The sequence below is a fragment of the Bacillus cereus group sp. BfR-BA-01310 genome, assembly GCF_022664325.1.
GTDB lineage: Bacteria > Bacillota > Bacilli > Bacillales > Bacillaceae_G > Bacillus_A > Bacillus_A paramycoides.
Map to the genome: position 1 here is coordinate 150,735 of NZ_JAKUHD010000003.1, position 23,750 is coordinate 174,484.

Here is a 23,750-nt window from a genome sequence, read left to right on the forward strand (position 1 = left end):
TATGAGTGGATTACATATATTAGCGTTTGGTGCTCATGCCGATGATGTTGAAATCGGCATGGCAGGTACTATTGCAAAATATACGAAGCAAGGATATGAAGTAGGCATTTGCGATTTAACAGAAGCTGACCTTTCTTCAAATGGAACGGTAGAACTGAGGAAAGAAGAAGCGCAGGCTGCAGCTCGTATTATGGGAGTAAACACGAGAATTAATTTGGAGATGCCAGACCGTGGTTTGTATATGAAAGAAGAATATATACGTGAAATTGTAAAGGTTATTCGTACATATAAACCAACGCTAATTTTTGCACCATATTATGAAGATCGTCATCCAGACCATGCGAATTGCGCGAAACTTGTGGAAGAAGCTATCTTTTCAGCAGGAATTCGTAAATATATGCCTGAACTTCCGCCGCATCGTGTAGAGTCTTTTTATAATTATATGATTAATGGTTTTCATAAACCGAATTTTTGTATAGATATTAGTGAGTACCTTTCTAAAAAGGTCGAAGCGTTAGAAGCGTATGAAAGTCAGTTTTCAACAGGGAGTGATGGTGTTAAGACGCCATTAACTGACGGATACGTTGAAACTGTAATTGCTCGCGAGAAGATGTTTGGGAAAGAAGTGGGAGTGAAGTATGCCGAAGGGTTTATGAGTAAGAAGCCGCTTTTATTAAATGCTGATTTAATAGGGGGATGTAAATGAAATTGAAAATAGGTATTACATGTTATCCTTCTGTAGGTGGTTCTGGGGTTGTTGGAACGGAATTAGGAAAACAATTGGCGGAACGTGGGCATGAAATTCACTTTATTACATCGGGTGTACCATTTCGGTTGAATAAAGTGTATCCAAACATTTATTTTCATGAAGTAACAGTAAATCAATATTCGGTATTTCAATATCCACCTTACGATTTAGCATTAGCAAGTAAAATGGCCGAGGTTGCTCAAAGAGAAAATCTGGATATTTTACATGTGCATTATGCAATCCCTCATGCTATTTGTGCATATTTAGCAAAACAAATGATTGGGGAGCGTATTAAAATTGTTACAACCTTACATGGAACAGATATTACTGTGTTAGGTTCCGACCCTTCGTTAAATAATTTAATTCGATTTGGTATTGAACAATCTGATGTTGTTACCGCGGTATCGCATTCGCTAATCGAAGAAACGCATGAGGTTGTAAAACCAGATAAAGAGATTCAGACAGTATACAATTTTATTGATGAACGCGTATATTTTAAGCGTGATATGTATCAGTTAAAAAAGGAATATGGTATACAGGAAACTGAAAAAGTACTAATTCACATTTCAAACTTCCGAAAAGTTAAGCGAGTACAGGATGTTGTTCATTCATTCGCTAAAATTGTTAAGGAAGTGGATGGGAAGTTGCTTCTTGTTGGGGATGGACCAGAATTCTGTACGATTTTACAGTTAGTGAAAAATTTACAGATTGAAGATCGTGTCTTATTCCTAGGAAAGCAAGATAATGTTGCAGAGCTTCTTGCGATGAGCGATTTAATGTTACTTTTATCAGAAAAGGAAAGCTTTGGTCTTGTTTTATTAGAAGCAATGGCGTGTGGCGTGCCTTGTATCGGAACACGGGTTGGAGGTATTCCAGAGGTCATTCAACATGGTGAAACAGGATACATATGTGAAGTTGGAGATACAGACGGCATAGCTAAGCAAGCAATTCAACTACTAAAAAATGAAGAGCTTCACCGTAATATGGGAGAGCGAGCAATGAAATCTGTATATGAGCAGTTTCGTTCAGAAAAAATCGTTTCACAGTATGAGGCGATTTATTATGACATACTAAGGGATGACAAGAATGGAAAGATTTAAAAAAGCTAGTTCAATTATTGCGGCATTAAAACAGCATGGACATGAGGCTTACTTCGTTGGTGGAAGTGTACGTGATCTTATTATCGATAGACCGATTGGAGATATCGATATTGCAACATCAGCTTTACCAGAAGAAGTAATGGCTATTTTTCCAAGACATGTTCCGGTTGGTCTTGAGCATGGAACTGTAATTGTTGTAGAAGATGGTGAACCGTATGAGGTAACAACTTTTCGAACAGAGAGCGAATATGAAGATTTTCGGAGACCTAGTAGTGTTCAATTTGTCCGTTCATTAGAAGAGGATTTAAAACGACGTGATTTCACGATGAATGCAATTGCAATGACAGAAGAAGGCGAAATGATTGACTTATTTGCTGGGCAAGAAGCGATTCGTATGAAAGAAATTGCAACAGTTGGAAATGCTGCAGACCGTTTTCAAGAAGATGCACTGCGAATGATGCGTGGTATTCGATTCGTTAGTACGTTAGGTTTCTCTTTGGAAACAAAGACGAAACAAGCAATTGAAACGTATGGGCATTTGCTCGAACATATTGCAATTGAAAGAATTACAGTAGAATTTGAAAAATTGTTGACTGGTACATATTGTGCGAAGGGGCTTCACGAGTTAGTAGAAACGAAGTTATTTTATCATCTCCCATATTTACAAATGTCAGAAGAACGACTCTTAAAAGCTACGCAGTATAAATGGAATTCATTTGAAACAGACGTTGAGGCGTGGGCATTCTTCTTATATTGTATCGGAGAAGAACATCCCTCTGTCTTTTTACGTCAATGGAAGTTTTCAAATAAAAAAATAAAAGATATTGTAGCCGTTCTATTAGCAATCCGTTCTAGAAAGAAGGCGGAATGGAATGCGGTCTTTCTTTATAAAACTGGGATGCACATCGCAGTAATGGCAGAAAGAGTATATGAAGCGATAATAGAAAGTTATGATAGTTCAGCTGTTAAACAAGTGGAAACATTATTTGAGTCATTACCGATAAAGAGTCGCCAAGAAATGAATGTGACAGGAAATGATTTATTAATTTGGGCAGATAAAAAGCCAGGCCCTTGGGTTGCCGAAATGCTTCAAAAAATTGAAGAATCTATCGTAGAAGGAAACTTAGCTAACGAGAATGAGAATGTAAGGGAGTGGCTGCAAAGATGCAATCTACTATAAGAAAGCAGTTATTGCAAGTTTTTTCTGAAGCAGATGGTGAATTTGTATCTGGTCAAACACTTAGTGATAAACTTGGTTGTTCGAGAACCGCTGTATGGAAGCATATGGAGGATCTTCGTAATGAAGGGTATGAACTGGAAGCCGTGCGCCGTTTAGGTTATCGGATTGCTAGTAAACCAGATAAAGTAACTGCTAACGAGATTCAATTAGGATTACAAACAGAGCGTATCGGTAGAATAATTTATTTTGAAGAATCAGTTGAATCTACTCAGCATATTGCAGCAAGACTTGCTCATGAAGGAGCAGAAGAGGGAACAATTGTCGTTGCAGAAGAACAAACTGCAGGTAGAGGACGTTTAAGTAGAAAATGGTATTCTCCAAAAGGCACAGGGATTTGGATGAGTATTATTTTGCGTCCATCTATTCCAGTTCATCAGGCACCTCAACTTACTTTATTAGCAGCTGTTAGCGTAGCGCAAGCAATTGAAAAATGTGCCGGTGTAAATGTAGGTATAAAATGGCCAAATGACATATTAATTCAAGGGAAAAAAGCTGTCGGTATACTAACGGAAATGCAAGCTGATCCGGATAAAATTAATGCTATTATTATGGGGATTGGCATTAATGCAAATCAGAAACAAGAACATTTTGATGAGGAAATTCAGCAAATTGCAACTTCGTTAGCAATTGAGTCGGGTAAGCCGATTGTTCGTGCGGAACTTATGCAACAAATTTTCTTACAACTAGAGAAATTGTATGAAGAGTATTTAAGAAATGGCTTCTCTGTTATTAAAATTCTTTGGGAAAGTTACGCAGTGAGTATCGGAAAAGAAATTACAGCTCGAACGATGAAGGAAACGATTACTGGGATAGCAAAAGGGATTACGGACGATGGTGTATTGCTACTTGAGGATCATCAAGGACAAATGCATCACATTCATTCTGCTGATATAGAAATTAAGTAAAAGAAGTTCCAATTTGGAACTTCTTTTACTTATCGGACATTTGTAAACTTCACAGACCGTAATGAAAGTAGAAAATTATTTTTTCGAAAAAGTGTAGCAATTCCTTTTCTTAGTTTGCTATAATTAGTTCGAATATGGGCAGTATCAAAGCGAACTGCACCATTATTTAAAGCAGTATGAAAAAATAATAATTTGGATTCTGCCTTGATCCAATAACGGACTGGGACAGAGGGATGAATAATGCCGACTAACACACAACCCTTCTGCCCTTTTATGGCCAGAGGGGTTTTTTATATGATTTCGGCCATCTCCTCTCTCCTGCATAAAGGAGGAGTAGTTTTTGAAAACAAAAACAGATTTTTTGAAAATGAAAGAGCAAGGTGAGCCGATTACAATGCTAACGGCGTATGATTATCCATCTGCTAAATTAGCAGAAGAGGCTGAAGTTGATATGATTTTAGTTGGGGATTCTCTTGGGATGGTTGTACTTGGATATGATTCAACGGTTCCAGTAACAGTAGAGGATATGATCCATCATACGAAAGCTGTACACCGCGGAGCGAAAGAGACGTTTATTGTAACTGATATGCCATTTATGTCTTATCACGTATCATTGCAAGATACGATGATTAATGCACGCCGCATCGTTCAAGAGAGCGGGGCACATGCATTAAAAGTAGAAGGTGCTGGAGAAGTTATATCGACTATTCACTACTTAACGAATGCGGGAATTCCTGTCGTGGCACATTTAGGTTTAACTCCTCAATCTGTAGGAGTTCTAGGTGGGTATAAAGTACAAGGAAAAGATGCTGAAAGTGCAAAGAAATTAATAGAAGATGCAAAGAAATGTGAGGAAGCTGGTGCGATAGCGCTTGTGTTAGAGTGTGTGCCAATGCAGTTAGCAGAACTTATTTCAGAGCAATTAACAATTCCTACAATCGGAATTGGAGCAGGACGGAAAGTAGATGGGCAAGTACTTGTTTATCATGATCTTATCTCGTATGGCGTAAAACGTGTTCCGAAATTTGTGAAGCAATATACGTCTGTTCAAGAGGAGATTGTGCGAGGGATTTCGCAATACGTTGCTGAAGTAAAGACAGGGCAATTTCCTGAAGAAAAACATTCGTTCACAATGAAAGAGGAAGAATGCTTAGCGTTATACGGGGGAAAACAATAATGAAAATCATAACTACAGTGCAAGAGATGCAGCAAATTACGAGCGAACTTCGTGCAAGTGGAAAAAGTATTGGCTTTGTTCCAACGATGGGGTATTTACATGAAGGGCATGCTACTTTATTACGTAAGGCAAGAGGAGAAAATGAAATTGTAGTTTTAAGTGTATTTGTAAATCCATTGCAATTTGGACCAAATGAAGATTTAGATCGATACCCTCGTGATATTGATAGAGACGAAAGTGTAGCGAAAGAAAATGGTGTTGACTATTTATTTTATCCGAGTGTAGAAGAGATGTATCCAGCAGAACAAACAACAACAGTAGAGGTTGTGAAGCGTACGGACGTATTATGCGGCAAACAAAGACCTGGTCATTTTGCTGGTGTTGCTACTGTACTAATGAAACTATTTAATATTACAGCGCCAACTCGTGCTTATTTTGGTATGAAAGATGCACAGCAAGTTGCTGTAATTGAAGGGTTTGTAACTGATTTTAATATTCCAGTTACGATTGTACCAGTTGATATTGTAAGGGAAGAGAATGGATTAGCGAAAAGTTCTCGTAATGTGTATTTATCACAAGAAGAACGTGAAGAGGCTCCTCATTTATACCGCAGTCTATGTATAGCGAAGGAACGAATTGAGGCAGGCGAACACAATCCAGAAATCATTATGAATCTTGTGAAAGAGCATATTGAGAAGTATACGAAAGGCACTGTAGATTATGCTGATTTATATGCATATCCTTCATTGACAGCAATAGATAAAATTGAAGGACGAATCATTTTAGCAATTGCAGTTAAGTTTGAAAATGTACGATTAATTGACAATATAACATTAATGGGGAAATAGGGGGAGCAGCTATGTTTCGCACAATGATGAGAGCAAAGTTACATCGCGCAACTGTAACGGAAGCAAATTTAAATTATGTAGGTAGTATTACAATTGATGAAGATTTAATGGATGCGGTAAATATTATAGAAAATGAAAAAGTACAAATTGTAAATAATAACAATGGAGCTCGATTAGAGACATATGTTATTAAAGGAGAACGCGGTAGCGGCGTTGTTTGTTTAAACGGTGCAGCTGCAAGGCTTGTACAACCAGGTGATAAAGTTATTATTATTTGCTATGGTTTAGTGGCAGAAGAAAATGTTCATAAACAAGAACCGAAAATTGCAGTACTAGACGATCATAATCAAATTATTGAAATGTTAGGTGCTGAAAAAGCTGGCACGATATTATAAGTAGGAAAGCTATCTCTATTAAGGAGATAGCTTTTTTCTGTATCTTTTCATTAAGATGAGATAAAACGTGGTATAGTAACAATATATGAATTTTGTTGTTTGAAAGGTAAGAAATTGAGGTGTTACATATATGAGTAAGCGTTATGTCGTTGTTGATTTAGAGACGACAGGGAACTCCTGGAAAGATGGGAAGGATAAAATCACCCAAATTGCAGCTGTTGTAGTAGAAGATGGAGAGATATTAGAAATTTTCTCATCTTTTGTTAACCCGAAGAGAGAGATTCCCCTATTTATTACAGAATTAACAGGGATTGATGAAGATCTAGTAAAACAAGCCCCGTTATTCCGAGATGTAGCCCCGATGATTGTTGAGCTATTACAAGGTGCGGCTTTCGTTGCGCATAATGTTCACTTTGATTGGAATTTTTTAAATGAAGAATTAAGGCAGGCTGGATATACAGAAGTACATTGTCCTAAAATCGATACAGTTGAATTGGCGCAAATTCTTTTGCCGACAGCCGATAGTTATAAATTACGTGATTTAGCCAAGAAACATGAATTAGAGCACGATCAACCGCATCGTGCGGATAGTGATGCTCTTGCAACAGCGGAGTTGTTTTTACAATTTTTAAATGAAATTGAAAATTTACCACTTGTCACATTACAATCGCTTTATGAATTAAGTGATGTTTTCCAAAGTGATATAGCTGATGTGCTTTCTGAAAATATTTTAAAGAAAATGATGCATGGTAAAGAAGAGGCAGAGGGGTATGAAGTGTATCGAAATATTGCACTTCGAAAGCGGAATTATTCCTTAAGTCTAAGTGAAACATGCTCATCTAAATTTGATGCTTTCTTACATAAGACAATGGATAAACTTGAATTAAACATGCCAAAGTTTGAAAAAAGAGAAAGCCAACAGCTTATGATGAAGGAAATATATACAGCTTTAAGAGACTCCAGGTTTTCACTTATTGAGGCAGGAACAGGTACGGGGAAGACTCTTGCATATTTACTTCCAAGTATTTATTTTGCAAGGAAAAAAGAAGAACCTGTCATTATAAGTACACAAACTGTACAACTGCAACAACAAATACTTGAAAAAGAAATTCCGTTATTACAAAAAATAATGCCATTTTCATTTGAGGTGGCTCTTCTGAAAGGAAGAAAGCACTATCTTTGTTTACATAAATTTGAATATGCTTTGCAAGAGGAAGAGAAAAATTATGATATGGCGCTTACGAAGGCGAAAATTTTAGTGTGGTTACTGCAAACTGAAACTGGCGATCGTGATGAATTAAATATTCCTGAGGGCGGAAAATTGCTGTGGAATCGTATTTGCAGTGATGCATATAGTCCAGGCGGAATGCAAAGTAACTGGTTTAGTCGTTGTTTTTATCAGCGAGCGAAGAATAACGCATTATTTGCAGATATTGTTATTACAAATCATGCGTTATTATTTCAAGATTTTTCAAGTGAAGAGCCACTGTTTGCTTCATATGAACATATTATTTTTGATGAAGCTCATCATATTGAAGAAGCGGCTAGTAGAACATTAGGTGAACAGTTCTCATGTATGTATTTTCAATTAGTTCTATCTCGTCTTGGTACGCTAGAAACAGATGATGTGCTGTCCAAAGTATATAAAATGATGAAAAAATCAGAGCAAGCCTCTCGTTCGATTTTTCGTATGATGAGTCATAGTTTGAAGGAACTGAAGTTTGATGCTGATGAACTATTCCAAATGTTACGTGCTTTCATATTTAAACAAACAAAGCAAGAACAAGGAGCGAGTAATATGCCGCTCGTTTATCGATATAACACGGAAGTGGAGCACGGTAAGTTATGGGATAGTATTACTGAATTAACAAATCGTTTTGTATATGAGTTAAGAAAATTAGTGACTACACTTGAGAAACAAGTTGATATACTGCAAAGTAAATTAGAGTGGGAGATGCATGTTGTTACAGGTGAATTTATGCATCTAATTGAGTTGTTGAGAAAGATGGCACAAGCTTTACAATTACTCATATTAGAAAAAAATTCATACGTGACATGGATGGAGACCGAAACGAAGGGGACGATTCATTCAACAGTTTTATATGCGCAGCCTGTTCATATTGGTGAAAGATTTGCTGATGAATTTTTAACGCGAAAAAAGAGTGTTATTTTCACATCAGCAACGCTAACAGTTAACGATACATTCGACTATATAAAAGAGGAGCTAGGCTTACATGACTTTGCTCCAAATACATTAAAGGTTCCGTCGCCGTTTCATTTTGAAGAACAAATGAAATTAATGGTTTCAACGGATGTACCTTTTATTAAGCAAGTTAGTAATGAGGACTATATTGAATCCGTATCGGAACATATTGCAAAAATAGCGAAGACTACAAAAGGTAGAATGCTCGTTTTATTCACTTCGTATGAAATGTTAAAAGAAGCGTATACGCATTTGAAAAACGATGATGCATTAGAAGGATATTTATTGCTAACACAAAGTGTGAATAATAGAAGTCGAAGTCGCTTAATCCGTAAATTTCAGGAGTTTGACAAATCGATTTTGTTAGGAACAAGCAGTTTTTGGGAAGGGATAGATATTCCAGGAGATGCCTTGAGTTGTCTTGTTATTGTCCGTCTCCCATTCACACCTCCTCATCAGCCAATGATAGAAGCAAAAGGTGAGTGGCTAAAAAATCAAGGAGAAGACGTATTCGCTAAGTTAGCGCTCCCGCAAGCGATATTACGTTTCAAACAAGGATTTGGTCGTCTTATTAGAACAAATACAGATACAGGAACGGTATTTGTGTTAGATCGTCGCTTGACAAGCTCTTCCTATGGAAAACGATTCTTACAATCAATCCCGACTGTCCCACTCTATGAAGGACCGTTAGAAGAATTGTTAGAGCAATTAGAGGAACGGCCAAATAAATAAAAATTGGAAGAAAAATACGCCTGAAGTACATTTAAACTTCAGGCGTAAAAAATGTGGGTAGGAGGAATTTTATTTTTCTTACTTCTTGTATACAAAATGTATTGCTTTTCGGTTTGAAACCTTTTTTTGCTGTACATGTCCTGCTATAATAGATGGGTGATGAAGCAGGGGTTGTAAAGAATGTACTCTTATTGTAACCGCATTGCGTTCTTCTATAATTAGAAATTTTTGTGTAACGGAGGAGTTTTTTCATGGAGAAGAAAATTGAAGTACTATCAACGACGCGTATTAAATATTCGTCTGATTTGTATAAAATTGTTGATAGCTTGAATCGTACGTTAAAAGAGCAAGACCTCATGTTCGGATTAGCATTAGACGAAAAAGACAAAGAAACAGCTGTATTTACGATTTACAGAACGTAGTGATACAATGAAAAAGTGGATCTTTGCAATCATTATCGTTATCGTTGCTAGTGGAATATATGGGGCATATGTTTATAATAAAGCGATGGAAAATAAAATTCCAAAAGAATCAAAGGTTGTAGAAATTGCAAAAGAAAAGGCAAAACTTACAAAGGTAAAATCTGTTGATTATTTTAATGGAAAATCTTCATATACCGTCGTACAAGGTACAGATGAAAAAGGAGAACAAATCATTGTTTGGGTGCCTGAGAAAAAAGGAGATACTATAGTAAGAAAAAAGAGCGAAGGTATTTCTGAAAAAGAAGCTATACAAAGAACGGCTGAACAGGTCGATGATGGAAGTAAAGAATCAAAAAGCAAACCGAAAGAAATCTTAAAAGCAAAATTAGGCGTTGAAAATAATATACCATTATGGGAAGTTACATATATTGATGATGAAAATCGTTATAGTTACTACTATCTTGAATTTAAAGATGGCAAGTTTTTACGACGATATAGCATTGAAAAATAGATGTAGGGGGAACAGCAAATGAAATTAGCAAAGCGAGTAGCTGCTTTAACACCGTCTTCAACTTTAGAAATTACAGCAAAGGCACAAGCATTAAAAGCGGAAGGTCATGATGTAATTGCATTAGGGGCAGGAGAACCTGACTTTAATACGCCAGAACATATTATGGAAGCCGCACATAGAGCGATGTTAGAAGGACATACGAAATATACACCAACAGGTGGATTACAATCGTTAAAACAAGAAATCGTTAAGAAATTTACTCGCGATCAAGGGATAGCGTATGATCCATCTGAAATTATTGTATGTAATGGTGCCAAGCATGCATTATATACATTATTCCAAGTGTTACTTGATGAAGGAGATGAAGTTATCATCCCAACTCCTTATTGGGTAAGTTATCCTGAGCAAGTAAAGCTTGCTGGTGGTAAGCCAGTTTATGTAGAAGGTCTAGAAGACAATGAGTACAAAATTACAGCAAAGCAGCTGCGTGAGGCAATTACAGAGAAAACGAAAGCAGTTATTATTAATTCACCGAGCAATCCAACAGGAATGATTTACAGCAAAGAAGAATTACAACAGCTTGGAGAAGTATGTTTAGAACATGATATCTTAATCGTTTCTGATGAAATTTATGAAAAATTAATTTATGGTGATGCAGAATATACTTCAATTGCCCAGCTTTCTAATGCATTAAAAGAACAAACACTTATTATTAATGGTGTATCTAAATCTCATTCTATGACAGGGTGGCGTATTGGATATGCAGCAGGAAATAAGCAGCTTATTAAAGCGATGACGAACTTAGCGAGTCATAGTACGTCAAACCCTACTTCAATTGCTCAATACGGTGCAATTGCTGCATATGCAGGCTCACAAGAACCTGTAGAAACGATGCGTCAAGCATTTGAAGAAAGATTGAACATTATTTATGATAAATTAATTCAAATTCCTGGTTTCACTTGCATCAAACCACAAGGTGCATTTTACTTATTCCCAAATGTAAAAGAAGCTGTAGCGTTAACTGGATATGAGACAGTTGATGACTGGGCAAAGGCATTATTAGAAGAGGAAAAAGTGGCTCTTGTTCCAGGGACAGGATTTGGTGCACCAAATAACGTTCGACTATCGTATGCGACATCTCTTGAGCAAGTAGAGAAAGCATTGGAACGAATTCATACATTTATGAAAAGTAAAGTGCAGGCTTAATCGGCTGTTCCTTGTCTTAAACACAAAAAAACCTCCCTACATATAGGGAGGTTTTTTGACGAATTGTGGCAAAAAGAAATAGCTAAAGGTGTGTTATACTAGAGAGCGAGGTGTTTGGTGATGAAAAAGAAAATGATGTTACAATGGTTTGAACAGGGAAGCATAGCGATTCCTAAATTGCTTATGATGCATTATAAAAAGCTAGGTTTAAATGAAACGGAATTTATGGTGGTACTTCATGTACACACATTTTTAGAATCAGGTAATTCGTTCCCGACTCCTTCAGAGATTTCAGAACGGATGACGATAACAGAAATGAAATGTATGGAAGTGATTCAGACATTAATTCAAAAAGGTTTTTTAGCACTAGAAGGTGGACAAAGATCTGAAGCGATGATGTGTGAAAGTTATTCTTTACAACCACTATGGGAAAAAATATTGCACTTTTTAATGAATGAATCTATAGAAGAAGAGCAACAAGAAAAAAAACAAATTCAAGTAAATTTATATACAGTATTTGAAAAAGAATTTGGAAGACCACTTTCGCCGTTTGAATGTGAAACATTGGGAATGTGGGAAGATCAAGATCAACATCATCCGAATTTAATTCAAGCGGCTCTTCGGGAAGCTGTTATGAGTGGTAAACTTAATTTCAGGTATATTGATCGCATCTTATTTGAGTGGAAAAAGAATGGAATTAAAACGGTGGATCAAGCGCAAAATCAAGGCCAGAAATTTAGAGCGAATCAACAACGCACACAACAAACGACAAAACAAGAGACGAAATTTACTGGGAAAGTGCCTTTTTATAATTGGTTGGAGCAGTAATGTAGGAGGAAAGATATGTTGAACAAAACGCAAATTCGTTATTGTCTAGATACAATGGCGGATATGTATCCAGATGCGCATTGTGAATTAATTCATGATAATCCATTTGAACTTGTAATCGCAGTGGCATTATCTGCGCAATGCACAGATGTACTTGTAAATAAAGTGACGAAAAACTTATTTCAAAAATATAAAACACCAGAAGATTATTTAAGTGTGTCTTTAGAAGAATTACAACAAGATATACGTTCAATTGGATTGTATAGAAACAAGGCAAAAAACATTCAAAAATTATGTCAAATGTTACTTGATGATTATAACGGAAAAGTTCCAGAAGACCGTGACGAGCTGACGAACTTACCAGGTGTAGGGAGAAAGACAGCGAATGTAGTTGTTTCAGTTGCGTTTGGGATTCCAGCAATTGCTGTTGATACGCATGTAGAGAGAGTGAGTAAGCGCTTAGCGATTTGCAGATGGAAAGATTCAGTTTTAGAGGTGGAAAAAACGTTGATGAAGAAAATTCCAATGGATGAATGGGGAGTGACGCATCATCGTATGATATTCTTTGGACGTTATCATTGTAAAGCGCAACGTCCACAATGTGAAAAGTGCCCGCTATTAGATGTATGCCGTGAAGGGAAAAAGCGGATGAAGGGGAAATAAGGGATGGAGAGAGTTGTAGAAGTACCGAAAACGTTTCGATATTTACCATTTTTTGAAGAGGATGTAAAATCGATTACGTATCATACTGATCAATCTTTTGAAGAAATAATACAAAATATTTATTTTATATTTGATATAGAAAAGCAGTATGAGCCATGGAATGAACTTGAAAAAAGTATTCCAGCGGTGTTAAATACATGGAAAACGAAACAAGACGAAATTGCTACGCTATTTCGAAACAGAAAAAAACAAGAAGCTGAGGGACCGATGATTCTTTTTGCAGCTCACTTGCTATCGGTTGTATATTGGCTAAATGAGCAACCTGTTCATGGTTTGAATGAAATGCAAGTAAATATGAATAAATTAGAAGTACAACCTGTTAATTTTATGGAGCGATATTCATTTATTATCAAGAAACCGAGTAATTATCATTCTTATATTCAATTAGCACAGTTGTATATCGAAATAGAGAAGCTACATGTAAAGAAAATCATAACAAAAAAGAAGTCCATTTCTCGTTAGGAGAAATGGACTTCTTTTATTATGATTCTGTTGTAACAACATTTCCGTCTGCGTGCGGAGTAGTATCTCCTCCGCTATGCGGTTGTTCTTGTTGGTGATTCTGTTGTTCCTGTTGTTTACGCTCTTCTTCAGCTTTTTTTCTAGCTTCTTCCTCAGCTTTTTTCTGAGCCTCTTGTTGTTTACGCTGCTCTTCTTCAGCTTTCTTCTGAGCTTCTTCTTGTTGTTTGCGTTGTTGCTCTTGTTGTTGTTGTTGTTGTTGTTGTTGTTGTTCTTGTTGTTTACGTTGTTCTTCTTCAGCCTTTTTCTTAGCTTCTTCTTGTTTTACCTTATCTTCATTGGCCTTTTTCTGGGCGTCTTCTTCAGCTTTTTTCTTAGCGTCTTCTTCAGCCTTTTTCTTAGCCTCTTCCTCAGCTGTTTTCGCGTCTGGAGTTCCTCCAGGAGCGGTAAAGGATGCACCGACTGCAGGGCTTGTTCCAGTACCTTTTTTCGCTACTACAGAGAAGCTGTAAGTAACACCTGGTTTAATGCCTCCGAGGGTAGCTGTTGTACCACTTACTGATAAGCTACCACTAGTACCGTCAGTAGCTTTATAGCTTGCGGCATACGCATCAACCTCTGATGGTCCAGACCAGTTTAGTGTAACTGTGCTAGCACCATCGAAAGTGACATTAAGGCCACTAGGTGAATCTACTTTAATTTCTTTAATTGCATCTTTTTTCGCACCTTTTACGTATAACTCGCCGTTTATTTCTTGTACAGAAGAAGGACGTTCGAAACGAGATTTATCTGTAGCGAATTTGCTCATCATTACTTGGAACATTTGTTGCGCAATTCTAGTAGAACGATCGCCGATGTAATTTTCTGAGCTATCCTTTTCGTAACCAGTCCAAACAGCCATTGTATATTGTGGTGTATATCCTGCGAACCAACTATCTCGGTTGGCATCAGCTGGAATATCGTATTTTTTAATAACAGATTTATCAAAGTTTTGTGTTCCTGTTTTACCAGCAACATCAAAACCGGGAACATAAGCCGTTGGGCCAGTACCACCACTACCAGGTTTTACAACATCACGAAGAACGTCAGTAACCATGTAAGCTGTAGAGTCTTGCATTGCTCGTTTTTCTTTCGGTTTAAAGCTTTTCTTTTTCCCATCTGGGAAAATAACTTCTTTAACGAAATGAGGCTTATTGTACATACCGTCATTTCCAAATGCTGCATAAGCTCCAGCGACATCTAACGGAGAGCTTTCATTACTACCGATTGCAGTTGATTCAAAAACAGTATCATCTTTAAATGTCATGCCTAGACCTTTGGCGAATTCTTTTGACTTATCAAGCCCGACCGCTTGAGCTGTTTTTAAAGCAGGAATATTTAAAGATTTTTTTAGTGCGTCACGTAGGGACACATCTCCTTTATAACTGTTTGTAGCATTTTTAATTTTTGTACCATCAGAGTATGTGTACTCTGAGTCATTTAGTTGATGGTACGTAGACCATTGTAGATTTTCAATAGCTGGACCATAGTCAAAAATAGGTTTCATGGTTGAACCAACTTGGCGTTTTAAATCAACAGCCATATTATGACCTTTGAAAGTAGACTTACTTTCTTTTCGCCCAGCCCCAATTGCTCGAACTTCTCCAGACTGTGTATCCATAAATACAAATGACCCTTGGAATTGATCGTTTGGATACTTAATAAGATTGCCATCCATAATTTCGTCAGCGTAATCTTGAGCATTTCGATCAAGTGTTGTTTGGATCGTTAAACCATCTGAACCGATATTTACATCAGGATATTCTTTTTCAACTTCCTTTACAACAGCATCTAAAAATGCTTGATACTTCATTTCAGTTAGTTCTGATTTTTGAAGACCCTCAGTTACAGGGATTTTCATTGCGTTGTTCATTTCTTCTTTTGTTATATAACCATGTCGATTCATTAATGATAATACGACATTACGGCGATTTGTTGCTCGTTCAACATTTTCCGGTTTTGTTGGATCATAAATGTTAGGACCTTGGGGTAAACCAGCGAGCATTGCAGCTTCATGTAACTGTAATTGTTTTAAATCTTTGCGATAATATTTTTGAGCTGCTGATGCAATACCGTAAGAGCGGTTACCTAGATTAATCTTATTTAAGTACATTTCTAAAATCTCATGTTTAGAGTATTGTTGCTCTAATTTATAAGATAAGTACCATTCCTGCACTTTTCGTTTTGCGGTTTTTTCCATCGTTAGAAAATAGTTTTTAACTACTTGCTGTGTAATCGTACTACCACCTTGGGAACCGAAACCACCAGTGACATTCTCCATAACTGCTTTTGTAGTTCGTTTAAAATCAATTCCATTATGTTCATAGAAACGTGAATCCTCAGTTGCAAGGAATGCATTTTCCACTACTTTTGGAATTTGATCGTATGTAACATGGGTTCGTTTTTCCGCACCGTATTCATAGAAGAAATTTCCGTCCTTATCAAGAAACTTTGTTGATAAAGGATTGACAAGTTTTGATTTGTCTAATTTTGGAGCGTCCTTTACCATAACAAAGAAAGCCGAAACGCCAGCTACGAGACCGACGATACCAAGAAGTAGACAACCTATAAGGAATTTCTTGAAAAAGGAACCTTTTTTCTTTGGTTTTTCTTCTTTATTTGTTTCTTTCGTTTGATTTTTTACATGATTTCGTTCTGTACGAGAACGATAATTATCTGACATTATACTTTCTCCTACCTTTCATTCTCTCCCCCAAAAGTCGAAAAAAGAGCCTTAGTGATGACTCTATCACGAAAAATAAACCGTGTCTAGTACACGGATATAATCAATCCGAGGGTGATAACCGCATGATAATAAAGATCCATGCGCTTCTATTTCTTGTTTTGTAATCGATTTCCGTCCACCTGTATTTTGACGATTCCAAAATGCAATAATATGTTTTGAATCTAATAAATAAAGTTCATCAAAAAGTGTAAATTTAATAATAACAAATGCAATTCCGTTATGAGCGATTACTTGCTTCATATGTTCAATTTGATGAAGGTGGAAGTTTTGAAGGGGAAAACTGGTTTTATTTTTTGTTTCTTTCGCTTCAAAATCGATGTATTTCCCTTTGTATACACCGTTGTAATCTGTTGTAGAAGGTTGTTTGAAATACGCTTCTTTTACCACAGCAGCACTTCGAGCGGGGTAATCTACTTTTACAATTTGAAGAGGTGTAGGTTTTTTATGTACGCATGCAATATTATGGGTTAAGTAATATTGATTTGTGTCATTCAATTCCTCTTCAAGGGACATACCTCTATTACTATAAGTATGTTTTTTAACTGGTGTTTTATGAGGGTGTGAAGCTTGATCGTACCTTTTTCCATTTGGGTAACGAATGGTCATATTGTGTCCACTCCCAACTTGTTAAGAATTACTTACAAAGGTGATTATATCAAAAAATGAAAAAAGATGTGACCTTTTTCAAGAAAGGTATGGTACTTATTCATGTTTAGCTGGTACGATTACGAAAAAATTAAACAAAATCGCAATGATTATTTTTGCACAGAAGATGAAAAAGCTATAGTTAACAATATTAAGGAGAGAACAGATATAGCTAATGTAGATAATATTTCACGTACACAATCTTACCAAGAATATTATTTGAGAAATAAAGAAATTCGATGGTCTTTTTTAGCGAGTATGGTCTCAAGGAATGGAGGCTGGAACATGACAGATCTAGAAGGAAAGTGCTATTCTAATGTTCTATCTCCAACAGTAAAGAAACATTTATTTCTCACGTACGAAAAGGCTAATTGGCTTATTTTCTTAGATGCCTTCCCTCAACTATTACTATATGAGGAAAGTAAAAGGAGATGTGTACCTCTTTTCCATTTGTTACAATTTTTCAACACATCAATTTTTATGGAAAAAGAATGGATATATTTCTGGGAGAAAAGAGATGTAATAAGGCTAATGACGGCCCTTATTATAAATGAACAAAATATAATTCAAAAACCAGTAATTGAGAATACATATTTTCAAAAGCATGTATTTGATACCGCTTTGTTTAAATTTCAAGAAATATTTCATGTTAGTGCAGTTGTTTTTCCAACGGTGGAAGGGAGAATATATGGGTTTTCAGTTTATCAATTTGAAACGTTACAAAAACGTATAGAACTTGGGAAAAAACTAGCTTGGTTATTGTATCATCCAAAGTATAGGGATTTGTTTTATAAATTTACATTGCAAACTAGGCATACAGGATCGAGGATGGATTATGAATGCTACCTAAAGGGGACAAGAAAGTCAGGTACGCCGGCTCTAAGAGATGTGTATACGATTGTTACTCATGAAAAAATAATTGAAAAAGATTGGTTTAGTGAAGGGCTAGAAACGAATTCATTATTTTTATTTGAAAAACCTAAAGGGAAAATTAATATAACAGAATGGTATAGAAAGAAGCGAGAGCAAATACATACTCTTTCTATATTAAATAGTTTTGTCAAAAGAATAGATGAATTCATGATATAATTAAAAAGAAGTCCCGCCTTCATTTAGGAAGGCGGGACTTCTTAATTAAAAGTAATATGCTCTATAACAAATTACTTTTAATTCCGCTATTTGCGGGCATTACGGCTTTAACCTCAAAACTTAGCGAAAGCAAAGAGGTTGAGCTTAGGCCGGAAAATAGCTGTTTGAAAGAGTCACTCAGATTAAAGTGTCACTTTATGTAGCAGGGAAATTTGGACCATCAAGCTTTGGATTACCAGTCTCAGGTTTGTTTTGTTGTTTGTTTTGATTTTTCTTTTTTTCGTTTTTGTTTTTTGCCATCGTAATACACCTCCTTTTTGTATTGTTACCATTTCTATAAATGGCATGCAAAATGATTTCTTTGACGAATATCAACTAGTTTTGTCATGTGGGCAGGATTGATCGATAAATCGGCGAAATTACATGACAAAGGAAAGGCAAAGAAGGGGGCGTTTTATTTATGGCGATGGTTCAGAAGGAAGATGTTATGAAAAAAATGGATCAAATGTTAAGTTCTCTCGATTTGCTGGAAATGAATATTGGGATTAGAATAAGTCATGCGTTGAAGGATAAGCGTGAAAAAATATGCAATAAGATAGAAATAACAGAAATGCATATCGAGCATATGGAAAATAAATTAGTGCATCACGAAGAAAAAGGGAGTTGGGTAAAGACATTTCAAAACGTCGTAGTGAGTGCATAGTAAGGTGGGAATAAAATGGAGTATGAAGCATTAATCCAGTCCTCGGAAAAGTTAATGCAGTATAATGATGAAGCGAATGTGAAAAAAAGAGAAGTTGATGAGTATGATTTTTATAAGGATATGAAGCCATTTGTTGATACTGTAGATGAAGAGTTAGAGCTGTGGAAAGACTTAGCTTATAGGTGGATCAAGAAAGAAAGACCTAAGTATATACATGTACAACAAATTGATCAAGTGTACGATAATTTACAAACTAATGTACTACAATGCTTTGTAAATAAGGGAAAAGGTAAACGTTTCTTTGAAACTCATCAAGCTATTTCGTATACTTTGCAAAATATCATAGAGCAATGTAAGTAACAAGAGGGAAAAACCCTCTTGTTTTTTTTTATGCCTCTGTTACTGTTGTAGGTTTTGTTGCACCGTTTATTTCTAATTCTCGTATTAATGTTCGATAATCTGATATACATATTTTTCCTTCTAAATAACAATGTCTTGCAAAGTCTAACAGTTCATTCGAATTTTCTGTGCAATACCCTTTTTTTTGAGAAAACGCTTGTTTTAAATCCCCTAATACCATGTTGATTCCTCCCCCATGAGAATCTTCTTCCTTATTATCATAGCATGGAAGGGCTTTCTTTCTAATTTTTTTAAAAATTTAAACTTCCGACAAAAACAGACAGATACTCCTTCACACATTTTATTTTATAGGTACATATTCTATATGTAGAAACTTATGTGAAGGAGGAGAGAATGCATGTTTCAACAACCTAATGTATATCAGCAAGCAAACCCGTACGCGCAGCAAAATATGTACCAATATAATGAGGATACATATTTAAGATATAATATGTATCCTTTCGAACCTTATTATGGAAATCAAAATTATTATCAGCCATTTGAAGTGTCGTTTATGAATCAACCGCAACAAACGCATATGAGTCAGCCCCAGCAAATGTATACGAATCAACCGCAACAAACGCATATGAATCAGCCCCAGCAAATGTATACGGATCAACCGCAACAAACGCATATGAATCAGCCCCAGCAAATGTATACAGATCAACCGCAACAAATGTATATGAATTCACAATACTACATGCCACCAACTCAATATGTAAATCAACAGGCTATGTTTTATCCACCAAAACAACCATACCCAACAATGAATAAACAAAAGCAACAGCAACCAAGTCAGTTTTCTAGTTTTGTTTCACAATTTAAAACATCAGATGGTAGCTATGATGTGAATAAAATGATGAATACAGCTGGACAAATGATGAATGCGATGAATCAAGTGACGGGGATTGTTAAACAAGTCGGGGGGTTCTTTGGTAAATGATAGTAGGGTGTTGTCCGTAATGTATATGATGAATGAAATGCAGCACTAGACAAATTTCCGTGAAATAAATGGGTATATATAACAAGCGGCCTTACCTCCTTTCTCATATTGTAAAGTGTAGTCAGATTTTTTTAATGAGAGAGGAGAGAAAAACTATGCATCATTGTCATCCTTGCTTTGGGGGGCAGAAGCCAACAGGACCTATTTGTACAACTGCTCCTGTCATTCATCCGACGAAACAATGCGTAACACATTCTTTTTCAACAACGGTGGTGCCACACATTTTCCCAACGCATACAACACATGTACACCATCAACAAATTAAAAATCAAAGCTTCTTCCCACAAACAAACTCGAACGTAAATGTTGTGGACCCTGGTGATCCAGGATTTGTTGGTGGAATCGGCGGTGGAATTGGTGGTGGATATGGACCATGTGGTCATGGCCATCATCATCATCATTACCACGGGCATCAAATATCTCCATTTGGACCGGGACCGAATGTGTCTCCATTTGGACCAGGACCAAATGTATCTCCATTTGGACCAAATATGGGACCAAATGTTGGTGGAATGTTTAAAAAGTAAATGATATGTTAGAACTAGCAAAATGCTAGTTCTTTTTTTGTAATTGGAGTGTTGGTATGAAAGTTGTTGCTGTAACAGGATATAAGCCATTTGAACTTGGAATATTTAAAAATGATCATCCAGGAGTAGAATGTATAAAAAAGGCGTTGCATCGTAAATTAACGGCCTTTGTAGAAGAAGGTTTGGAGTGGGTTATTATAAGTGGCCAGTTAGGAGTCGAGTTATGGGCTGCTGAAGTTGTTTTTGAGATTCAAGTAGAGTATCCGGATTTGAAATTAGCGGTATTTACCCCTTTTTTAGAGCAAGAAGAAAATTGGAAGGAAGATAACCGTGAATATTACGAGCATATTCTTTCGCAAGCAGATCACATTGATAGTATTACGAAACGGAAGTACGAAAGCCCGGGGCAATTTAAATTAAAGAATCAATTTTTTATTGAAAAAAGCGATGCGCTTTTAGCGGTATATGATGAAGAAAAGCCTGGGAGCCCGAAATATATTGTAGAAGCAGCAAAGAAAAAAGGAGAAATAGAAAATTATCACAGTTATTTCATTCTTTTTTCTGATTTACAAGATATAATAGAAGAGGAACAATGGAATAATGCAGAGTAATATGTAATATAGTGCTCGTATATATGATTGACAAAAGGCGTTGTTTCTGAAAAAATTTAGTTAATGAAAGTTTTGGCAAAAATTTGAGGTGAAGAAAATGATTTCGGATAAAATTAAATTAACGGCGAAAGATATTTTAGAAAAAGAATTTAAAACAGGTATGAGAGGTTATCAGCAAGAAGAAGTAGATAAGTTTCTTGATATGATTATTAAAGACTATGAAGCCTTTCATAAGGAGTTTGATCAATTAAAACAACAAAATGCTCGTTTGAAACGTGAATTAGAAGAACAGAAAGTAGCGGCAACACAAGTTCCGCAACAACCGGTACAAACACCAGTTGCACAACCGGTATATAACAATACGAATACGGATATTTTAAAACGTCTATCTAATTTAGAAAAAGCTGTATTTGGAAGCAAGTTATACGAATAAATTAAGGTAACAAAAAGGTTAAAGCATTTTACATAGAAAAAAACATTGCAAAATCTTTTTGTTTCCACTATACTAATGTTTGTCATAACGTTTGGGTAATCGCTGCAACGCCAACGTTGTAGAGGAAAGTCCATGCTCGCACGGCCTGAGATGGTCGTAGTGTTCGTGCCTAGCCAAGTCATAAGCTAGGGTATTCTGGCTGTGAGGCTAGTTTAACGGCAGGGAAAAAACCTAAGTCCTTTAGGATATGGTTTGACTACCTTTAAAGTGCCACAGTGACGAAGTCCTTGAAGAAATGATAGGAGTGGAACGAGGTAAACCCCACGAGCGAGAAACCCAAATAATGGTAGGGGAATCTTTCCTAAGGAAATGAACGATGGGAAAGGACAGGTTTTCGTAACCTGTAGATAGATGATTACCACCGGAGTACGAGGCGTGGGCCGTTTGCAGTACAAAGGAACAGAACATGGCTTACAGAACGTTATGAACCAACTATGAAATAACTCAGCTCTCCTTTGTTAGAGGAGGGCTTTTTATTTGTATGAAGTTATAAATAGTGAGTTAAAATGGTAAATGAGAAGATTCTTCGTAATATGTAATAATTAATAGGACAACATGTTATTAATTATTGTTTGATTATACATAAGAGGTGAATGCAAATGGGAAAAGTTACTTTAATTGCAACAGCGGCAATGGGTATTGAAGCGTTAGTTGCCCGAGAAGTTCGCGATCTTGGTTACGAATGTGAAGTGGAAAACGGAAAGGTAACGTTTGAAGCGGATGAAAAAGCGATTTGTCGTACGAATTTATGGTTACGTACTGCGGACCGTGTGAAAATTAAAGTCGGTGAATTTAAAGCAACGACATTCGATGAGTTATTTGAAAAAACAAAAGCGTTAAACTGGGGAGATTATATTCCAGAGAACGGAGAATTCCCTGTTATCGGAAAATCTTTGAAATCAACATTATTTAGTGTATCAGACTGCCAACGTATTGTTAAAAAGGCTGTCGTTGAGAAATTAAAAACAACATATAGACGTACAACATGGTTTGAAGAAGATGGTCCGTTATTCCGTATTGAGATTGCAATGTTGAAAGATATTGCAACGTTAACAATTGATGCGAGTGGTGTAGGTCTTCATAAACGTGGGTACCGTCTTGAGCAAGGTGAAGCGCCTTTAAAAGAAACATTAGCCGCGTCTTTAATTAAGTTAACAAACTGGAAGCCGGATCGTCCTTTCGTTGATCCTTTCTGTGGATCTGGAACAATTCCAATTGAAGCTGCATTAATTGGACAAAATATCGCACCAGGATTTAACCGAGGCTTTGCATCGGATGAATGGGGCTGGGTTGGTAAACAAAATTGGCGCGAAGCTCGTCAAGAAGCTGAAGATTTAGCAAATTATGATCAACCATTGCAAATTATTGGATCAGATATCGATCACCGTATGATAAGAGTTGCCCAAGATAACGCAGAAGAAGTTGGATTAGGGGATCTTATATCATTTAAACAAATGCAAGTAAAAGATTTCACGACAAAAGAGGATTATGGCTATGTTGTAACGAATCCTCCATACGGAGAACGTTTAAGTGAAAGAGCGCTTGTTGAAAAATTATATAAAGAAATGGGAGAGGTATTCCGCCCATTAGATACGTGGTCAATGTATTTATTAACAAGTTATGAAGCATTTGAGAAGTGTTACGGAAAAGATGCATCGAAGAAGCGTAAGTTGTTTAACGGCTTTATCCGTACAGATTACTACCAATACTTCGGAAAACGTCCACCGCGTAACTCATAGTATAAAACTCCTCCGGCGCGCATATACTGGCTATTATGTAATGCGTAAAAGGAGGAAGCGATATGGATGGTTTCCAATTATCAATGATTCAAAAGGCTATTCACCGTACGTATGATGAGCTCGGAAAAGAAGTGGATAGTCACGGCGTAATTGCGGATGAAATACAAAAAGCGCAGGAAGAGTATTTATCGGCACTGTCACATGAAACAGCGATTGATAAACGGTATTTAAAGTCATTAATATAGAAAAAAATTTTCCT

The 23,750-nt window shown here is 36.4% G+C and carries 27 protein-coding genes and 1 other RNA gene; 24 read left to right on the top strand and 4 right to left on the bottom strand.

Going from position 1 to position 23,750, the window contains the following annotated elements:
• The first annotated feature begins 1 nt into the window (after window position 1).
• From bshB1 to MR109_RS08890, 14 genes are all read left to right on the top strand, one after another.
• Complete coding sequence (gene bshB1 / locus MR109_RS08825) at window positions 2-706, top strand: bacillithiol biosynthesis deacetylase BshB1 (protein WP_098472976.1); 705 nt, start codon at window positions 2-4, stop codon at window positions 704-706.
• Window positions 703-1,848, top strand: a complete 1,146-nt coding sequence (gene bshA / locus MR109_RS08830; RefSeq protein WP_071721141.1) for an N-acetyl-alpha-D-glucosaminyl L-malate synthase BshA — start codon at window positions 703-705, stop codon at window positions 1,846-1,848. The genes bshB1 and bshA overlap by 4 nt, the downstream gene beginning before the upstream one ends.
• Window positions 1,835-3,028, top strand: a complete 1,194-nt coding sequence (locus MR109_RS08835) for a CCA tRNA nucleotidyltransferase (protein ID WP_071721140.1) — start codon at window positions 1,835-1,837, stop codon at window positions 3,026-3,028. Before bshA ends, MR109_RS08835 begins: the two co-directional genes overlap by 14 nt.
• On the top strand, window positions 3,013-3,993 hold the full coding sequence (locus MR109_RS08840; RefSeq protein ID WP_242271788.1) for a biotin--[acetyl-CoA-carboxylase] ligase: 981 nt from the start codon (window positions 3,013-3,015) through the stop codon (window positions 3,991-3,993). The genes MR109_RS08835 and MR109_RS08840 overlap by 16 nt, the downstream gene beginning before the upstream one ends.
• Window positions 3,994-4,333: 340 nt before the next feature.
• On the top strand, window positions 4,334-5,170 hold the full coding sequence (gene panB, locus MR109_RS08845; protein ID WP_025147213.1) for a 3-methyl-2-oxobutanoate hydroxymethyltransferase: 837 nt from the start codon (window positions 4,334-4,336) through the stop codon (window positions 5,168-5,170).
• The gene (gene panC / locus MR109_RS08850; RefSeq protein ID WP_242271790.1) at window positions 5,170-6,018 is read left to right on the top strand and encodes a pantoate--beta-alanine ligase; all 849 of its coding nucleotides are present in this window, start codon (window positions 5,170-5,172) and stop codon (window positions 6,016-6,018) included. The genes panB and panC overlap by 1 nt, the downstream gene beginning before the upstream one ends.
• An 11-nt stretch (window positions 6,019-6,029) precedes the next feature.
• Window positions 6,030-6,413 carry an aspartate 1-decarboxylase gene (gene panD / locus MR109_RS08855; protein WP_002171187.1) on the top strand — a complete coding sequence of 128 codons (384 nt, stop codon included), beginning with the start codon at window positions 6,030-6,032 and terminating at the stop codon, window positions 6,411-6,413.
• A 130-nt stretch (window positions 6,414-6,543) separates the two neighbouring features.
• The gene (dinG, locus tag MR109_RS08860; RefSeq protein WP_242271792.1) at window positions 6,544-9,348 is read left to right on the top strand and encodes an ATP-dependent DNA helicase DinG; all 2,805 of its coding nucleotides are present in this window, start codon (window positions 6,544-6,546) and stop codon (window positions 9,346-9,348) included.
• Between the two features lie 251 nt (window positions 9,349-9,599).
• Window positions 9,600-9,770: a YpmA family protein gene (locus MR109_RS08865; RefSeq protein WP_000412179.1), complete on the top strand. Its 171-nt coding sequence runs from the start codon at window positions 9,600-9,602 to the stop codon at window positions 9,768-9,770.
• A gap of 7 nt (window positions 9,771-9,777) precedes the next feature.
• A complete protein-coding gene (locus MR109_RS08870) occupies window positions 9,778-10,281 on the top strand; it encodes a cell wall elongation regulator TseB-like domain-containing protein (protein WP_002171189.1) in 504 nt (167 codons plus the stop codon).
• Window positions 10,282-10,299: 18 nt separating this feature from the next.
• A complete protein-coding gene (aspB, locus tag MR109_RS08875; RefSeq protein ID WP_002171190.1) occupies window positions 10,300-11,487 on the top strand; it encodes an aspartate transaminase AspB in 1,188 nt (395 codons plus the stop codon).
• Window positions 11,488-11,607: 120 nt separating this feature from the next.
• On the top strand, window positions 11,608-12,315 hold the full coding sequence (gene dnaD / locus MR109_RS08880) for a DNA replication protein DnaD (protein WP_002171191.1): 708 nt from the start codon (window positions 11,608-11,610) through the stop codon (window positions 12,313-12,315).
• A 15-nt stretch (window positions 12,316-12,330) separates the two neighbouring features.
• Window positions 12,331-12,978 (top strand): endonuclease III, encoded by a 648-nt coding sequence (gene nth, locus MR109_RS08885; RefSeq protein ID WP_002171192.1) that lies wholly within the window; start codon window positions 12,331-12,333, stop codon window positions 12,976-12,978.
• Between the two features lie 3 nt (window positions 12,979-12,981).
• Window positions 12,982-13,500, top strand: coding sequence for a YpoC family protein (locus MR109_RS08890; RefSeq protein ID WP_048370391.1), 519 nt, complete (start codon window positions 12,982-12,984; stop codon window positions 13,498-13,500).
• Window positions 13,501-13,519: 19 nt separating this feature from the next.
• On the opposite strand, the gene MR109_RS08895 is transcribed toward MR109_RS08890, so the two are convergent.
• Window positions 13,520-16,219 carry a PBP1A family penicillin-binding protein gene (locus MR109_RS08895; RefSeq protein WP_242271795.1) on the bottom strand — a complete coding sequence of 900 codons (2,700 nt, stop codon included), beginning with the start codon at window positions 16,217-16,219 and terminating at the stop codon, window positions 13,520-13,522.
• A 66-nt stretch (window positions 16,220-16,285) separates the two neighbouring features.
• Window positions 16,286-16,888 carry a Holliday junction resolvase RecU gene (gene recU, locus MR109_RS08900; protein WP_002171195.1) on the bottom strand — a complete coding sequence of 201 codons (603 nt, stop codon included), beginning with the start codon at window positions 16,886-16,888 and terminating at the stop codon, window positions 16,286-16,288.
• A gap of 102 nt (window positions 16,889-16,990) precedes the next feature.
• On the opposite strand from recU, the gene MR109_RS08905 reads away from it, so the two are divergent.
• Window positions 16,991-18,016, top strand: coding sequence for a DUF2515 domain-containing protein (locus MR109_RS08905; protein ID WP_071721129.1), 1,026 nt, complete (start codon window positions 16,991-16,993; stop codon window positions 18,014-18,016).
• Between the two features lie 195 nt (window positions 18,017-18,211).
• Here the strand turns inward: MR109_RS08905 and MR109_RS30195 are convergent, their stop codons facing one another.
• Window positions 18,212-18,391, bottom strand: coding sequence for a phage portal protein (locus MR109_RS30195; RefSeq protein ID WP_081806572.1), 180 nt, complete (start codon window positions 18,389-18,391; stop codon window positions 18,212-18,214).
• 85 nt (window positions 18,392-18,476) lie between these two features.
• On the opposite strand from MR109_RS30195, the gene MR109_RS08910 reads away from it, so the two are divergent.
• Both MR109_RS08910 and MR109_RS08915 read left to right on the top strand, forming a co-directional pair.
• Window positions 18,477-18,719: a hypothetical protein gene (locus MR109_RS08910; RefSeq protein ID WP_071721127.1), complete on the top strand. Its 243-nt coding sequence runs from the start codon at window positions 18,477-18,479 to the stop codon at window positions 18,717-18,719.
• Window positions 18,720-18,734: 15 nt separating this feature from the next.
• Entirely contained in the window at window positions 18,735-19,079 is a 345-nt protein-coding gene (locus tag MR109_RS08915; protein WP_002171199.1) for a YppE family protein, read from the top strand.
• Between the two features lie 28 nt (window positions 19,080-19,107).
• Here MR109_RS08915 and MR109_RS08920 read toward each other — a convergent pair whose 3' ends face one another.
• Entirely contained in the window at window positions 19,108-19,299 is a 192-nt protein-coding gene (locus tag MR109_RS08920; RefSeq protein WP_002171200.1) for a YppF family protein, read from the bottom strand.
• A 177-nt stretch (window positions 19,300-19,476) separates the two neighbouring features.
• On the opposite strand from MR109_RS08920, the gene MR109_RS08925 reads away from it, so the two are divergent.
• From MR109_RS08925 to MR109_RS08955, 7 genes are all read left to right on the top strand, one after another.
• Window positions 19,477-20,061, top strand: coding sequence for a YppG family protein (locus MR109_RS08925; RefSeq protein WP_242271796.1), 585 nt, complete (start codon window positions 19,477-19,479; stop codon window positions 20,059-20,061).
• A gap of 155 nt (window positions 20,062-20,216) precedes the next feature.
• Complete coding sequence (locus tag MR109_RS08930; RefSeq protein WP_242271797.1) at window positions 20,217-20,648, top strand: CotD family spore coat protein; 432 nt, start codon at window positions 20,217-20,219, stop codon at window positions 20,646-20,648.
• Window positions 20,649-20,704: 56 nt separating this feature from the next.
• A complete protein-coding gene (locus MR109_RS08935) occupies window positions 20,705-21,259 on the top strand; it encodes an SLOG family protein (protein ID WP_242271798.1) in 555 nt (184 codons plus the stop codon).
• 97 nt (window positions 21,260-21,356) lie between these two features.
• Window positions 21,357-21,692: a cell division regulator GpsB gene (gpsB, locus tag MR109_RS08940; RefSeq protein WP_000622426.1), complete on the top strand. Its 336-nt coding sequence runs from the start codon at window positions 21,357-21,359 to the stop codon at window positions 21,690-21,692.
• A gap of 87 nt (window positions 21,693-21,779) precedes the next feature.
• An RNA gene (gene rnpB / locus MR109_RS08945) (RNase P RNA component class B) lies at window positions 21,780-22,171 on the top strand.
• A 180-nt stretch (window positions 22,172-22,351) separates the two neighbouring features.
• Window positions 22,352-23,491 (top strand): THUMP domain-containing class I SAM-dependent RNA methyltransferase, encoded by a 1,140-nt coding sequence (locus MR109_RS08950; protein ID WP_002171204.1) that lies wholly within the window; start codon window positions 22,352-22,354, stop codon window positions 23,489-23,491.
• Window positions 23,492-23,553: 62 nt separating this feature from the next.
• Window positions 23,554-23,736, top strand: coding sequence for a DUF3921 domain-containing protein (locus MR109_RS08955; protein ID WP_002171205.1), 183 nt, complete (start codon window positions 23,554-23,556; stop codon window positions 23,734-23,736).
• The last annotated feature ends 14 nt before the right edge of the window (window positions 23,737-23,750 follow it).